Here is a 14,967-nt window from a genome sequence, read left to right on the forward strand (position 1 = left end):
GCCCGTCGTTTTTTTTCTGTATCGGGACAAAGGAGATAGGATTGTGACAACTGTACTTAAATTTGGTGGAAGCTCGGTTGCGACTGTCGAACAGATTCAGTCTATTGCGAATTATTTGAAGAGTCGCGCAGCCGAAGGTGAAAAACTCGTCGTCGTCGTTTCGGCGATGGGCAAGATGACAGATTCTTTGATCGCTCAGGCGCAAGCCATCACGGATCGCCCCGAGCGAAGAGAACTCGATCGACTGCTTGCCATCGGAGAAGAACAGACGATTTCATTACTCAGCATCGCCCTCAACTCGCTCGGTGTCAAAGCATTATCACAAACAGGCGCTCAAGCAGGAATCAGCACGATGGGCGTGCATACGAAAAGTAAGATCAAACAGATCGATGGAGATCTGTTACGACAAAAACTCGAAACGTACGATGTCGTCATCGTCGCCGGATTCCAAGGTGTCAACGAACTCGGTGATGTCACGACGCTTGGACGGGGTGGGTCGGATACAACGGCAGTTGCCCTTGCGGCAGTCCTTGATAAACGGTGCGAAATCTATACCGATGTCGACGGTGTCTATACAGCTGATCCGCGAATCCATGCTGCTGCTCAACCGATTCCGCACATCTCATATGATGAGATGATGGAGATGAGCGCCCTCGGGTCGAAGGTCATGGAAATGCGGAGTGTCGAACTAGGAAAAAAATACGGCGTACACATCTTCGTCGGGAAAACACTTGAATCGAAAAGGGGAACATGGATCATGGAAGCGACGGAAACAATGGAACAAAAAGCGGTGACGAGTGTCAGTGTGACGAAGAACGTCTTGACGGTATCAATCAAACACGTACCGCAAACGAACGCAGCAGTAGCCGATATCTTCGAACTGTTATCCAATCGCCACGTCAACATCGACATGATCAGTCAAACGACGTTCGACAGTGACATCTTCTTATCGTTCTCATGTCCACTCGATGAGGAAGAGTTCCTCGATGAAGCATTGAAAGACATCATGGATCGCTTCACGACAGTCAAGGTCGACCGCCACAATCAGCACGCGAAGTTATCTGTCGTCGGCATCGGGATGCGGGATGCAACAGGTGTCGCTTCGAAGTTGTTCGCAATCTTCCGAGCGGAGAACATTCCGTTCTATCAAGTTACGACTTCAGAAATCAGCATCTCATACACGATTGCACAAGCAGATATTGAACGGACGGTTGCAGCGATTGCAAACGCGTTCGAGTTATAAGGAGGAAAATAGGATGTATCATGTAGCAGTCATTGGAGCAACCGGCGCCGTCGGTCAAAAAATGTTACAAGTACTAGCCGAACTGGACTTCCCGGTCAGCCGCCTGTCCGCTTACGCTTCTGCTCGTTCAGCAGGGAACACGGTACAGTTCAAGGAAGAAGCCATTACGATCCAAGCACTGACACCAAGTATCACGGAAGACGAGATTGACGTCGCGTTGTTCGCGGCGGGCGGAACGATCAGTGAACAATATGCCCCGTTACTAGCTGAAAACGGAACACTCGTCGTTGATAATTCAAGTGCTTTCCGGATGCAGGAGACGATTCCGCTTGTCGTGCCAGAAGTCAATCCACAAGCGATTCAAGTGACGGACCGCTTGATCGCAAATCCGAACTGTTCGACGATTCAATCCGTCGTCGCCTTAGCACCGCTCCAGTCACTGGGATTCGAGCGTGTCAACTATACGACGTATCAGGCCGTATCCGGTTCTGGTCAAAAAGGAATCGAGGATCTGGCACGTGGAGCACGCGGAGAAGAGCCCGTCAATTATCCGCATCCGATTCACGATAACATCTTGCCACATATCGATGTGTTCCTTGAGAACGGCTATACGAAAGAAGAGCAGAAGATGATTGACGAAACACGGAAAATCTTCAATCTTCCAGCACTACCAGTCAGTGCGACATGTGTGCGTGTTCCAGTCACGAATTCTCACTCGGTTGCGATCAACGTCACGTTTACGCAGCCGACGACGGTTGCAGCGATCCGTGAAGCACTTGAAGGCGCACCGGGCGTCGTCCTCATCGATGATGTCGCGAATACGCGTTATCCGATGCCACTCGATGCAAGTGGTACGGACGACGTCTACGTCGGTCGGATTCGACAAGATGATAGTCTCGCGAACACGTTCCATCTCTGGTGTGTAGCCGACAACATTCGAAAAGGTGCCGCCTCGAATGCCGTACAAGTCGCACGCCAAGCAATCGAACAGTCGATTCATTCATAAAAAAGGAGGAGTTCTTCATGTTCAAAGGAGCAGGTACAGCGCTCGTCACACCATTTAATGAAGCAGGCGAGTTGGATCTACACGTATTCGAACGCTTGATCGAGCAACAACTCGCAGCAGGAATTCAGGCGCTTGTCGTCGGAGGAACGACAGGAGAAGGATCGACACTGACGAACACGGAATTCGAACAACTACTGACGACTGCCGTTCAAATCACGGCAGGACGAGTACCAGTCATTGCCGGAACGGGTTCGAACAACACGGCAGCAACAATCGAGAAGACGTTACTCGCAGAGCGCCTCGGTGCGGACGCAGCGATGCTCGTCACACCGTACTACAATAAAACATCGCAAGCGGGTCTCGTCGCACATTTCACGGCGGTCGCTGATGCAACCGAATTACCAATCATGCTGTACAACGTTCCATCGCGGACAGGAGTTGCGATCGCAGTCGAAACAGCAGTGACGTTAGCACGTCATCCACGAATCCAAGCGTTTAAGGAGGCGAGTGGAGACGTCAGCTTCATGGGTGAACTGATGGCGGCGATTCCGGAAGATTTCGCGGTCTTCTGTGGAAATGATGATCAAATCCTGCCGTACATGGCATGGGGGGCACAAGGCGTCATCTCAGTTCTTTCGAACCCGTACCCAGCAGAGACACAAGCACTTGCTGAGGCGTTACTCGCACAAGATCTCGTCACAGCTCGCCGGATTCAGGCAGACTTGTTACCGGTCATCGGTGCCTTGTTCAGTGACGTTAATCCGATTCCAGTCAAAGCATCGCTTGAAGAACTTGGCTTTGCTGTCGGTGCGCCGCGCTTGCCGCTCGTCCGTCAATCGGAAGCGGGACATGCCCACTTACTCGAAACGATGCGGGCTTACAAAGGAGTGGTTCGATGAAACTCGCGTTACACGGTTATGGGGCGACAGGACAATACGTCGTCGAACTCGCACCACAAAGTGTCGTGGCGATCGTTGACCGGACGAAGTCATCCGATACGATCGCTTCATATGCCGAGCTAACGGAGATGTCAGAGACGGTCGATGCGATCATCGACTTCTCCCATCCGAGTTTGCTACCGGATCTGCTCGCATACGGGCTGGCGACAAAAACACCACTCGTCATTGCAACGACTGGTTTTTCAGAAGCGGAACTGACATCGATCAAGGACGCTGCGAAAGAAATTCCAATCTTCCAGTCGTACAATATGTCGTACGGCATCGCGATGGTGCAGCAACTGCTGAAGACACTTGTGCCACTAGCAGGGGCGTATGACATCGAATTGCTCGAGAAACATCACAACCAAAAAGTCGATGCTCCAAGCGGAACGGCTGAGTTGTTATTGCAAACGATTCAGACGGCACGTGACGTGACACCGGTGTATGACCGATCACAGACGCGGCAAAAGCGAGAGACGAACGAGATCGGGATGCATGCGATGCGCGGTGGAACGATCTTCGGTGAACACGAAGTCTTATTCGCAGGTGTCGACGAATTGATTGAAATCAAACATACGGCGTTATCGAAAAAAGTATTTGCTTCTGGTGCGATTAAAGCAGCTGAAGCACTCATTCAAAAAACAGCGGGACTCTATACATTAGAGACGCTCTACACACAGGAGGATTCACATGTTACTCACTGATGCTTACGAAATTGCTAAATTCATTAAAGATGCTAAAAAACAAACACCGGTAAAACTTTACGTCAACGGCGATTTGGCGGGCTTGACGATCGAAGGCGCTACAGCGTTCGGATCAGATGAATCAAAGATTTTCTTCGCGGATGCAGGACTTGCGGCTACTTTCTTAGAAAAGTATTCAGATCGCATCACAGATGTTCACGTGGAGTATGACCGTCGCAACAGTGCGGTACCAATGCTTGATACACGTCACTTGAATGCGCGCATCGAACCAGGTTCATGGATTCGTGATCATGTCGTCATCGGTGATAACGCGGTCGTCATGATGGGTGCCATCATCAATATCGGTGCATCAATCGGAGATGGTACAATGATTGATATGAACGCTGTCGTCGGTGCACGTGGGACGATTGGGAAAAACGTTCATGTCGGCGCAGGTGCAGTGGTCGCGGGTGTCCTCGAACCACCTTCAAAAACACCTGTCATCATTGAAGACGGTGTCTTGATCGGTGCGAATGCAGTCATCCTCGAAGGGGTCAAAGTTGGTAAAGATGCCGTCGTCGCTGCTGGTAGTGTCGTCACAGAAGACGTACCTGCTGGAAGCGTCGTTGCCGGAACACCTGCACGTGTCATTAAACAGAAAGATGCGAAAACAGAAGAGAAGACGCAATTGGTGGATGATTTACGTTCACTCTGATTGACGTCGAAGAGGAGGAAAACACATGGCAGTGGATACACAGTATGGAGAAGCAATTTGGTTAGATGGAGTCTTTCATGATCCGAAAGATGCGAACACGAGCGTCATGTCACATGCGATTCACTATGGTAGTGGATTCTTTGAAGGAATTCGTGCTTACGCGACACCGGACGGACCGGCGATTTTCCAATTGAAGGAACATATCGAACGTCTCTTCCGCAGTTGTGCGTATTACCACGTCACGATTCCGTATACGGTTGATGAACTCGTCCAGGCGACGATTGATCTAGTTGCGAAAAACGGATTCGAATCTTGTTATATCCGTCCATTCGTGTTCCTCGGTACGCCATGGCAAGCATTGATGGCGAAAGATACGACGGTTCATGTCGGGATCTCTTGCTGGGAGCTTGGGGAATACTTCGATAAAGGCGCTGGCATCCGTGCCAAAGTCGCGTCATACCGCCGTGTCTCATCAACGATGATGCCGATGCAAGCGAAAGCGGCTGCGAACTATATGAACTCACAACTCTTAAAAGGTGAAGCGATTCGTGATGGATTTGACGAAGCAATCGCGCTCGACATGAACGGAAACGTTAGTGAAGCGAGTGTTGCGAACCTCTTCCTTCTTAAAAACGGAACGATTCATACACCGTCACTTGATTGTTCAGTACTCGACGGTATCACACGCCAAGTTATCATCCGTTTGGCACAAGATCAAGGCTATCCTGTTGTTGAACGTCACATCGGACGCGATGAGTTGTATGTCGCAGATGAGATCTTCTTAACAGGAACAGCTGCTGAAATCACGAGTGTCGGTGAAATCGATCACATCTCAATCAACGGCGGAACACGGAACGTCGCAGATGAGTTGCTCGGTCTTTACCGTCAAGCCGTCACAGGTCAATTGCCGCAATACGCGGATTGGTTGACGTACGTGACACCAGCTGTCGCAGAATGACGACGCGTACACTCGTCACGATCGATCGGAAGGCGGTGCGACAGAACGTCGCATCGGTCTTCGCTCGATCACGTAAACGTATTTTTGCCGTGGTCAAGAACAATGCGTACAACTTAGGCATGCTCGAGATGGTCGAAACGCTGACGGCGTCTGATGTGCATCACTTTGCTGTCGCTGAGTTGTATGAAGCCATTGAAATCAAAACGAATTTTCCAGACAGTTATGTACTGGTGATGAATCCGACGGAGGATTTTGAAACAGCACGACGTTTCGGAATCGCACTCGGTGTCTCATCGCTAGAATGGCTCGCCCTAAACAGTAAACAGCTGCAGGGAATCGAGTTACATTTGAAGATCAACGTCGGGATGAATCGTTTTGGTGTCAGTTCGCTTCAAGAGGCGGAAGCTGTCCTTGCGCTTGCGCAAGCAGATTCGCTTGATTTAACAGGTTTATATACACACTTTCCACTTGCCGATGAACCGGATGCGGATCACGATGGACAAGTCGAACGTTTCGTCGCCATTGCCGATGTGTTACGAAAGCGCCATACGTTTACGTATATGCACTCGGAAAACAGTGCGACGATCGTCAAACACGATCCGCGTCTCGCATTTTGTAACTATGTCCGCCCTGGCATCTTCTTATTCGGCTATTCACCGATTGAAAAGATGGACTGGCTCGTTCCTTCGCTACGGATGACGACGGAGGTCGTTGAAATTCGCGAAATTGGACCGGGTGAGCATGTGGGATACGGGACGAACTTTACGAGTACAGAACCGATGCGGATTGCTATCTTACCCGTCGGATATGGAGACGGTGTAGTCCGTGGGCGTGCCGCGTTGCCTGTTCATATTAAAGAAAAACCTTATCCGGTCATCAATAAATTATTCATGAGTCATACGTTCGTCGCTGTCGATGGGACGATTGAGGTCGGAGACGAGGTCGTGCTATACGGGGATGGCGTTGAAATTGACGATATCACCCGGACAGGAGCAGCGAACAATTCAGAGCAGATGTGCGCCCGGTCGTGGCGTTTGACGCATCAGTATCTATAAGGAGGAACTTATTATGTATGGAAGTCAATACCTGACAGAAGAAAACAACACGTTGCACATCGATGGTGTCGCAGCGACCGATCTTGCAGCACAGTACGGAACACCATTGTACGTGATGGCAGAGCGGGAGCTGACGGATCGATTAGCGACCGTCCGGGAACACTTCCTTGATAAGTATCCGAACACGTATGCTTCCTTTGCTTCTAAAGCTCTGACTGTCAGTGCCGTATATGAACAAGTCGTTCGTCATGGTCTTGGAATCGATGTCGTCACAGGCGGGGAACTCTTCATCGCCCGTCAATCCGGGGTTCCGGCAGAACGGATCTATTTCCATGGTTCGAATAAATCGACGGCTGATCTTCAATATGCCGTTGAGCAAGGTGTCGGACGGATCGTCATCGATCACTTTGCCGAAATTGCACAACTGGAAGCCATCGCAGCGCAAGCTGGTCAAACGGTCCATGTCCTGATCCGGATCGTGCCACAAGTCATCGGGGGAGCGCATGCGAAAATCCAGACAGGTGGCGTCGATACGAAATTCGGTTTCTCAACACATGCGTCAGATTACTTGGACGCGATCGAGGCAATTTTAGCATCGGAACATCTGTCGTTACTTGGCATCCATTGTCATGTTGGTTCGCAAATCCAAGATCCGTCACTGTTCGAACAGACAGCTCGGACGATGATGGGCTTTGTCGAAACGATTCGTGCGCACCATGGCTTCACAGTCAGCGAAGTCAATGTTGGCGGTGGCTTCGGTATTGCCTATACACAGGACGATCAGCCGCTTGATTTTGAAGCGACGATTGCACGCGTCATGGATGTCATCGAGACGGAAACGGAGCGACTCGGCATCGAACGTCCGCGAATCGGGATCGAGCCAGGGCGCTGGGTCGTTGCGAATGCAGGAACGACACTGTATACGGTCGGGGCCATCAAAGAAATTGAAGGCGTCCGAACATATCTTTCGGTCGATGGCGGAATGACAGATAACATTCGCCCAGCACTTTACGGTGCCGTGTATGAAACGGTCATCGCAAACCGGATGAGTGGTGAGACGACCGAAGTGACGGTCGTTGGAGCAGCTTGTGAATCAGGGGATCTCGTCGCTGAAAAAGCACAGTTGGTCACACCGAACGGTGGCGATACACTTGCTGTCTTTGGGACAGGAGCATATAACTTTTCGATGGCAAGCAACTATAACCAGTTCTTACGTCCGGCACTCGTTTTCGTTCGGGACGGGGAATCCCGTGAAGTCGTCCGTCGACAAACGTATGCGGATTTGATTCAGTGTGATCTTGGGATCAACGGTGTCCGATCAGAGTCGTAAGAGGTGCGGGGTCAAACGAAAGGACAAAAAAACCGACGCTATCGCGCCGGTTTCATGCATACGATCTAAAGCGATTCTTCTCTTGAATAGAGAGGGATCGTTTTTTTTTGTTGTGATCAGCAGATTCAGTTTGGAATTTTTAAGACTTGTCCAACGAGCAAGAGGTTCGGATTCGTAATGTTGTTTGCCTGCATCAATGCTGTGACGGTGACACCATATCGTGTCGCAATCGAGTAAAGTGTATCACCGGCTTTAACCGTATAAGTCGTTGTTGGAATTTTCAAGACTTGACCGACGTTCAACAGATTCCAGTTCGTGATGTTATTCGCACTCGCGAGGGCAGAGACCGAGACGTTGTATTTGCGGGCGATGGAATAGAGTGTATCGCCAGCTTTGACGGTATACGTCGTACCGGTTGAAGTCGGTGACCGTAACAGTTCTGAAATCGTGACGAACGAATAGCCTTTTGCTTTTAGTTTTGAAATCATCGTCGGCAAGGCGGTCGGTGTTCCTTTCGCACCAGCACCGGTATGCATCAGAATAATCGATCCGGGAACGACTTTTGGTAATACACGATCCAAGATGGCTGTTGAAGAGATGCCTTTCCAATCCGTCGTATCGATATTCCATTGAATCGTTTTCGTATAACCTGCCGCCCCAACGGCACTCAATACGTTACTATTACTTGCACCGAACGGCGCTCGGAAAATTGGTTTCGTCGTTTTTCCGGTCAAGGACCGGATGAGAGATTCTGTTCGGGATAATTCACTCGTCATCTGGCTTGCTGTTAAGGTCGTAAAATCCGGATGCGAATACGAGTGATTGCCGATTTGGTGTGTAGGAGAGGCGGTTGTGATGTTCTTGATCGATTGAGGATGATTGTTTGCACCACTGCCTGTCAAAAAGAAAGTCGCTTTCACTTGGTTACTTTTCAAGATACTTAAGATTTTTGCAATGTTCGTCCCATCTGAACCGTCATCAAACGTCAATGCGACGACTTTTTGTGTCGTCGTTCCTTTCGTCACAAACGTAGAGCTCGCCGCATTAACCTGTGAAGGAATCGAAAGTGGACTAAGGAGAAGTAATCCGATCATCATGATGGTAGGTTTCTTGATGTTCATCGTCTAGTACCTCCTTCATCAAAAACATGCTTTACAAGTACTCTTTATTAAGGTATTCCCTTTATTTTAAAAAAAGAACTAAGAAATTCCCGTTTTGCAAAGAAATAAAACTAAATTACAGAAAATTTGTTTAAACCGTAATCTTTTTGGGAAACCATAATATATGGAAATAGTAAAAAGGAGTGAGAAGGAATGATCGAATTCAAAAACGTCGGTAAGCAGTTTAAGGACAATGTCGTCTTGAAAGGCTTATCGCTCGAGATTCAAAAGGGTGAACTCGTTGTTTTCATCGGACCAAGTGGCTGTGGGAAAACGACGTCACTTAAGATGATCAATCGACTGATCGAACCTTCTTCAGGCACGATTTTGGTCAACGGGAAGGACATCATGAAGACGGATACGATCGAATTAAGACGTCATATGGGATATGTCATTCAGCAAACCGGCTTGTTCCCTCACATGACGGTCCGGGAAAACATTCAATTGATTGCTGGGCTTGAGGGGAAGAACCACGATGAGATGGATCAACGGACAGAACAACTGTTGACGATGGTCGGGCTTGATCCAAAGCAATTCATCGATCGTTATCCAAGCGAACTCAGTGGTGGGCAGCAACAGCGTGTTGGTTTCGCACGAGCTTTAATGAATGATCCTGATGTCATTTTGATGGATGAGCCGTTCAGTGCACTCGATCCCGTTACCCGTAACGATCTACAGGAAGAACTTTTTAACTTGCAGGAAGAAGTGAAAAAGACGATCGTTTTCGTCACCCATGATATGGATGAAGCGATCAAGTTAGCGGATCGGATATGTATCATGCGTGATGGGGAAATCGTCCAGTTCGATACTCCAGAAGAAATCTTGCGTCATCCAAAAGATGAATATGTCGAATCGTTCATCGGAAAAAATAAAATCTGGAGTAGTCCAGAATTCATCAAGGCAGAAGATATCATGATCGAGGACCCAGTTTCAATCAGTGGCAAACGGACGTTGTTGCAGGGAATTGAAATCATGCGTGGACGCAAAGTCGACAGCCTGTTGATCACCGATCGTGACCGCGTCTTACAAGGGCTGATTAAGTTGAAGAACATCCAGACGATTCCGGATAAGAGCCAACGGATCGAAGAAGTGATGGAGGGCGAAATCATCGCCGTCAATGAACACGATTCATTACTCGATGTTCTTGAAGTCATGAATCAGGAAGAGACTGGTTATCTACCAGTAACGGATGCAACAGGAAAACTCAGAGGGTTGATTACACGTAGTAGCTTACTTTCCGTCTTGAGTGAGCAATTCATTCATGAGGAGGAAGTCCAATGAACGGATTCTTTGATTATGTAAAAAATAATACCGATCAGATCGGTGATTTATTGCTAGAGCACTTACAGCTGACGGTCTTTGCCGTCGTCATCGCGGTCGTTCTCGGGATTCCGATCGGAATTCTGATCACCCGTTACCAAAAGTTCGCGAAACCTGTCCTTGCGCTGACGAGTGTCGTGCAAGCCGTTCCGAGTCTTGCCTTACTTGGTTTCTTGATTCCGTTCATTGGTATCGGATCGACACCAGCGATCATCATGGTCGTGCTCTATTCACTCTTGCCAATCGTTAAAAATACGTACACGGGTCTGTCGAGCATTCCAGGGGACACGCTCGAAGCAGCCAAAGGAATTGGTTTAACGGATCGGCAAATCCTCAGTAAGGTTCAGATTCCACTTGCCTTGCCGATCATGATGGCAGGGATTCGAATTTCAGCCGTTACAGCTGTTGGTTTAATGACAATCTCAGCATTCATCGGTGCCGGTGGTCTTGGTTACCTTGTCTTCTCAGGTATTCAAACAGTTGATAATAACCAGATTCTTGCCGGAGCAATTCCAGCCGGTATTTTAGCACTCGTCATCGACTTCGTCGTCAGTCGGATTGAATACTCCGTGGCGCCAAATGGGATTCCACTTGCAGATGGTCGGATCAAGAATAAGGCACGGAAGCGTCGTAAGGCGATGCCAGCTGGACGTAAGATCGCGATTGCAAGTATCGTCTTCTTATTAATCGGTGGAACGGTCGCTTACTCTTTCCTCAAGGAAGATAAGATCGTCATCGGATCGAAGAACTTTACGGAACAATTGATTCTTGGAAATATGTTAGCGGATTTAATCGAAGATAAAACGGATTTAGAAGTCGAACGTCAATTGAACCTCGGGGGGACGAAAGTCGCTTACGGGGCGCTTGAAAAAGGGGAAATCGACGCGTATGTCGAGTACACAGGTACTTTGTTGATCGACGTGCTCAAGCAAGACGTCGAGACGGATCCAGAAACAGTCTATGCAAAAGTCGGGAAGATGATTCCTGAGAAAAGTCAGGTCGACGTCCTGGACCCAATCGGTTTCAACAATACGTACGCCCTCGCCATGACGAAAGAAGATATCGAAAAATATGACTTGAAGACGGTATCAGACATGTCAAAAGTCAGTGATCGTTTGATTCTCGGATCAACAATCGAATTCGCGAACCGGGAAGATGGTTATCTTGGTCTGAAGAAAAAGTATCCGGACATGAAATTCCAAGATGTACAACCAGTCGATGGAGGACTCCGTTATACAGCATTGACGAATGGTCGAACGAACGTCATCGATAGCTTCTCAACAGATGGTTTGTTACAAAAATTCGATTTAACAGTGCTAGAAGACGATAAAAAGTTCTTCCCACCATACTATGCGGTACCGCTTGTTCGTCAAGAAACACTTGAAGAACATCCGGAGCTGAAGAAAGTCCTCAACACGTTAAAAGATAAGATTACGGATGAGAAGATGCAAGAATTGAATTACAAAGCAGATGTCGAGAAACAGCGTCCTGAAAAAGTCGCGCGTGATTTCTTGATCGAAGAAGGATTAATTTCAAAATAAACAGATAGAGCCGAGGCGGGAATCCGCTTCGGCTCTTTTGGTATGCGCGCTGACGCGCTATATCGTTTTGGAAAATACGTAATCAAGTGATTAAATTATTTTTTGATGCGACTAGCGAGCCAAGCGCGAACAGTGCGTTGCTGAATCATACACGTTCTTCCTCTCGGTTTAATGTTCCAAGGCGGTGCTCGGCATCTTTAACGATACGTGCTTGAATCTCGACTGTCAACCAATCTGTTTCTGATTCGGGTAACGTCGGCAAACCGTAACTTGGGTTATTCGTAGATGAAAACAAATCAGACATGATGCGTTCTTCGTATACTGGAATCATGTAAAATCCCCTCTCTGTGTCTTGATTCATCTCTTACACCTCTAGTGTACGAAAGAATTGTAAAGACGGAAGAGGGGAGGTATTAAGAACCTGTGAACTTTGTAAACGTTCTCACAAACTTGTCATATCCTCTGTAATAGCTTCACAACTGTCAGCATACTGCTGACCTCGTTTCACGTATTTTCGGACTGTTCGTTCCATGATGAATCGATCATGGTCACTGATATCCCGGACGATTTTTGCAGGAACACCCATGACCATCGCGCCGGCAGGTACCTTCATTTTTGGCGGAACAAGGCTCCCCGCAGCAACGAATGCTCCTTCTCCGATTTCGGCTTCATCGAGGATCGTCGCCGACATTCCGATTAACGCTCCTTTTCGAATGATTCCGCCGTGAATCATCGCCATATGACCAATCGTCACTTCATCTTCAATGATGGTCGGATATCCTTCATACTGATGAATCATCGAACCATCTTGGATGTTGACGCGTTCCCCGATGTGAATCGGACCTTCATCTCCGCGTATGACCGTATTGAACCAGACAGATGAGTCTTTTCCGATCGTGACCTCTCCGATGACTTTAGATCCGTCTGCTAAATAAACGGATGGATCGATGTTTGGAACAAGTGAACCGACACGATATTTCATGCGTTTTTCCCCCTCAGACATTAAATCGATACTCTTTCATCTTGACGTTACAAAAAATAAATTGCAACAGCTTCCAAACTAATTGTAAGATGGTAAAAATACGCTTACAACAGGAGGAGACAGGATGGAACAAACAGTGCGTGAACGATTGATCGCGATTGCTGCAAAAAAAGAGAAAGCAGCCGTCGTCTATCAGAATATTTCAGTCATTGATGTCATGACACGTGAGACATATACAGCAGATGTAGTGATTGATTCAGGCTATATTGCTGCTGTCGGAGAGGGGTATGAGGGAATCGAGAATCGTCCGGGAGAAGGACTTTTCATCGCACCAAGTTTCGTCGATGCCCACGTCCATATTGAATCATCGATGGTGCCACCGAGTGAGTATGAGCAAGCGATTCTACCATTAGGTGTCACGACGATCATCGCCGATCCGCATGAGATCGCGAATGTCAAAGGAGCGGAAGGATTATCCTTCATGCTAGACGATGCTGAAGGTCTCGCCCTTGATGTCCGCATGATGCTACCGAGCTGCGTACCGGCCACTTCGTTTGAACACGCGGGAGCATCTCTTGATGCGGCGGCACTTGCACCGTTCGTCGATCATCCTGGTGTCCATGGTTTGGGAGAAGTCATGGATTATCCAGCGGTCGAACGAGCCGATCACGATATGCTCAAAAAAATTAAACAGATCGAAGACGCAGGAAAACTGGTCGATGGTCATGCGGCGGGACTCGGACCACGCGAAATTAACATTTATGGTGTCGCCGGAATTCGAACGGATCATGAATCTGTCAGTAAGGAAGATGCGATCGCCCGAGCACGTCGTGGTCTGTATGTCGAAGTACGGGAAGGTTCGGCAGCTCGAAACTTAAAAGAAGTACTCGATGCTGTGACGGAAAGCAATGCGAGCCGTTTCCTCTTCTGTACGGATGATAAACATTTGGACGATACATTACGCGAAGGTACGATCGACTATAATATCCGCTATGCGATTCGTCATGGGATTAAACGCGAGACAGCATATGCGATGGCATCGTTGCATGCGACGAATGCCTATCGTCTGGACGATCGTGGAGCTATCGTGCCGGGACGCCGGGCGGACTTCGTCCTGTTATCCGATGCCGATAACGTCGTGATTGACGAGGTTTATATTCAAGGTGAGTGTGTCGCACGAGCAGGAAAAACGACCCGAACAGTACGGCGCGCGCATGTTCCAGAATCGTTACGAGGTGCATTGAATACAAAACCGATTACGCCGGAAGTATTTGCGCTGCCACTTGAATCAGCACGGGCGCATGTGATCGGAGTCATTCCAAAAAGCATCGTCACCGAGCACTTGATTCTCGACGTTCCACTTCAAGACGGGCATTTCATGCCTGTGCCGGAGCAGGATCTCTTAAAGATCGCTGTCATTGAACGGCATCACGGCACATCCTTCTCGGCAGTCGGGATTGTCAAAGGTTTCAAGATGAAACGCGGAGCGATTGCGGCGACTGTTGCCCATGATTCGCACAACCTCGTCATCGTTGGCGCGTCGGATGAGGAAATGCAACTGGCTGCGGAACGTCTCGTCCAAGCGGGTGGAGGAGTCATTGCTGTCAATGGGCAAGAGGTACTTGCTGAGTTACCGCTTGAAATCGCTGGACTGATGACGAATCGTCCCTTCCAAGAAGTTGGAGATACACTCGAAGCATTGAATGATGCCCTCGATGTGTTAGAGGCGGATCGCTCCTTTAATCCCTATTTGACGATGTCATTCCTTTGCTTACCGGTCATTCCGGAGTTGAAGCTGACCGACAGTGGATTATTCGACGTAAAACACTTTCAGCATATTTCAGTACAAGCAGACTGATGTCCGTCGCGAGTCTGAGTCTCATTCCGGGACTCAGACCGTTTTTCTATCAATCGAGTTACGATAAAATCAAAAAAAGCCACTTTACAAAACAGCTAAAATTCCTTAATGAAACTTAATAGTTTGGATGTTGAATCATTTTGGAAAGCTTGTTATAGTAAGTTCTATATCGTTTGTG

Annotated in this window: 14 protein-coding genes; 11 read left to right on the top strand and 3 right to left on the bottom strand. The window is 48.4% G+C overall.

The annotated features are described in order from the left end of the window. Positions 1-43: 43 nt before the first annotated feature. From KNQ11_RS14700 to lysA, 8 genes are read left to right on the top strand one after another with little or no spacing between them, the layout of a single operon-like run. A complete protein-coding gene (locus KNQ11_RS14700) occupies positions 44-1,243 on the top strand; it encodes an aspartate kinase (RefSeq protein ID WP_047395005.1) in 1,200 nt (399 codons plus the stop codon). A 13-nt stretch (positions 1,244-1,256) separates the two neighbouring features. Continuing rightward, complete coding sequence (locus KNQ11_RS14705) at positions 1,257-2,249, top strand: aspartate-semialdehyde dehydrogenase (RefSeq protein ID WP_214772465.1); 993 nt, start codon at positions 1,257-1,259, stop codon at positions 2,247-2,249. A 17-nt stretch (positions 2,250-2,266) separates the two neighbouring features. Then, positions 2,267-3,148, top strand: coding sequence for a 4-hydroxy-tetrahydrodipicolinate synthase (gene dapA, locus KNQ11_RS14710; RefSeq protein WP_023467119.1), 882 nt, complete (start codon positions 2,267-2,269; stop codon positions 3,146-3,148). Further along, the gene (gene dapB / locus KNQ11_RS14715) at positions 3,145-3,891 is read left to right on the top strand and encodes a 4-hydroxy-tetrahydrodipicolinate reductase (RefSeq protein WP_047395015.1); all 747 of its coding nucleotides are present in this window, start codon (positions 3,145-3,147) and stop codon (positions 3,889-3,891) included. Before dapA ends, dapB begins: the two co-directional genes overlap by 4 nt. Continuing rightward, positions 3,878-4,585: a 2,3,4,5-tetrahydropyridine-2,6-dicarboxylate N-acetyltransferase gene (gene dapD / locus KNQ11_RS14720; protein ID WP_029340774.1), complete on the top strand. Its 708-nt coding sequence runs from the start codon at positions 3,878-3,880 to the stop codon at positions 4,583-4,585. Before dapB ends, dapD begins: the two co-directional genes overlap by 14 nt. Before the next feature lie 25 nt (positions 4,586-4,610). Continuing rightward, the gene (locus KNQ11_RS14725) at positions 4,611-5,543 is read left to right on the top strand and encodes a branched-chain amino acid transaminase (RefSeq protein WP_029340775.1); all 933 of its coding nucleotides are present in this window, start codon (positions 4,611-4,613) and stop codon (positions 5,541-5,543) included. After that, the gene (gene alr, locus KNQ11_RS14730; protein ID WP_214772468.1) at positions 5,540-6,598 is read left to right on the top strand and encodes an alanine racemase; all 1,059 of its coding nucleotides are present in this window, start codon (positions 5,540-5,542) and stop codon (positions 6,596-6,598) included. The genes KNQ11_RS14725 and alr overlap by 4 nt, the downstream gene beginning before the upstream one ends. Positions 6,599-6,611: 13 nt before the next feature. Further along, the gene (gene lysA / locus KNQ11_RS14735) at positions 6,612-7,928 is read left to right on the top strand and encodes a diaminopimelate decarboxylase (protein WP_149426811.1); all 1,317 of its coding nucleotides are present in this window, start codon (positions 6,612-6,614) and stop codon (positions 7,926-7,928) included. Between the two features lie 125 nt (positions 7,929-8,053). Here the strand turns inward: lysA and KNQ11_RS14740 are convergent, their stop codons facing one another. After that, complete coding sequence (locus KNQ11_RS14740; protein WP_214772470.1) at positions 8,054-9,049, bottom strand: LysM peptidoglycan-binding domain-containing protein; 996 nt, start codon at positions 9,047-9,049, stop codon at positions 8,054-8,056. 192 nt (positions 9,050-9,241) lie between these two features. On the opposite strand from KNQ11_RS14740, the gene KNQ11_RS14745 reads away from it, so the two are divergent. Both KNQ11_RS14745 and KNQ11_RS14750 read left to right on the top strand, forming a co-directional pair. Further along, a complete protein-coding gene (locus tag KNQ11_RS14745) occupies positions 9,242-10,369 on the top strand; it encodes an ABC transporter ATP-binding protein (protein ID WP_029340778.1) in 1,128 nt (375 codons plus the stop codon). Further along, on the top strand, positions 10,366-11,949 hold the full coding sequence (locus KNQ11_RS14750; protein WP_029340779.1) for an ABC transporter permease/substrate-binding protein: 1,584 nt from the start codon (positions 10,366-10,368) through the stop codon (positions 11,947-11,949). Before KNQ11_RS14745 ends, KNQ11_RS14750 begins: the two co-directional genes overlap by 4 nt. Before the next feature lie 145 nt (positions 11,950-12,094). On the opposite strand, the gene KNQ11_RS14755 is transcribed toward KNQ11_RS14750, so the two are convergent. After that, positions 12,095-12,280, bottom strand: coding sequence for a hypothetical protein (locus KNQ11_RS14755; RefSeq protein WP_050678068.1), 186 nt, complete (start codon positions 12,278-12,280; stop codon positions 12,095-12,097). A gap of 111 nt (positions 12,281-12,391) precedes the next feature. After that, positions 12,392-12,931, bottom strand: coding sequence for a gamma carbonic anhydrase family protein (locus KNQ11_RS14760; protein ID WP_050678069.1), 540 nt, complete (start codon positions 12,929-12,931; stop codon positions 12,392-12,394). Positions 12,932-13,055: 124 nt separating this feature from the next. Between KNQ11_RS14760 and ade the strand changes: the two genes are divergently transcribed. Continuing rightward, positions 13,056-14,789 carry an adenine deaminase gene (gene ade, locus KNQ11_RS14765; RefSeq protein WP_214772472.1) on the top strand — a complete coding sequence of 578 codons (1,734 nt, stop codon included), beginning with the start codon at positions 13,056-13,058 and terminating at the stop codon, positions 14,787-14,789. The last annotated feature ends 178 nt before the right edge of the window (positions 14,790-14,967 follow it).

The organism is Exiguobacterium sp. s39, from assembly GCF_018618925.1.
Taxonomy (GTDB): domain Bacteria; phylum Bacillota; class Bacilli; order Exiguobacteriales; family Exiguobacteriaceae; genus Exiguobacterium_A; species Exiguobacterium_A abrahamii.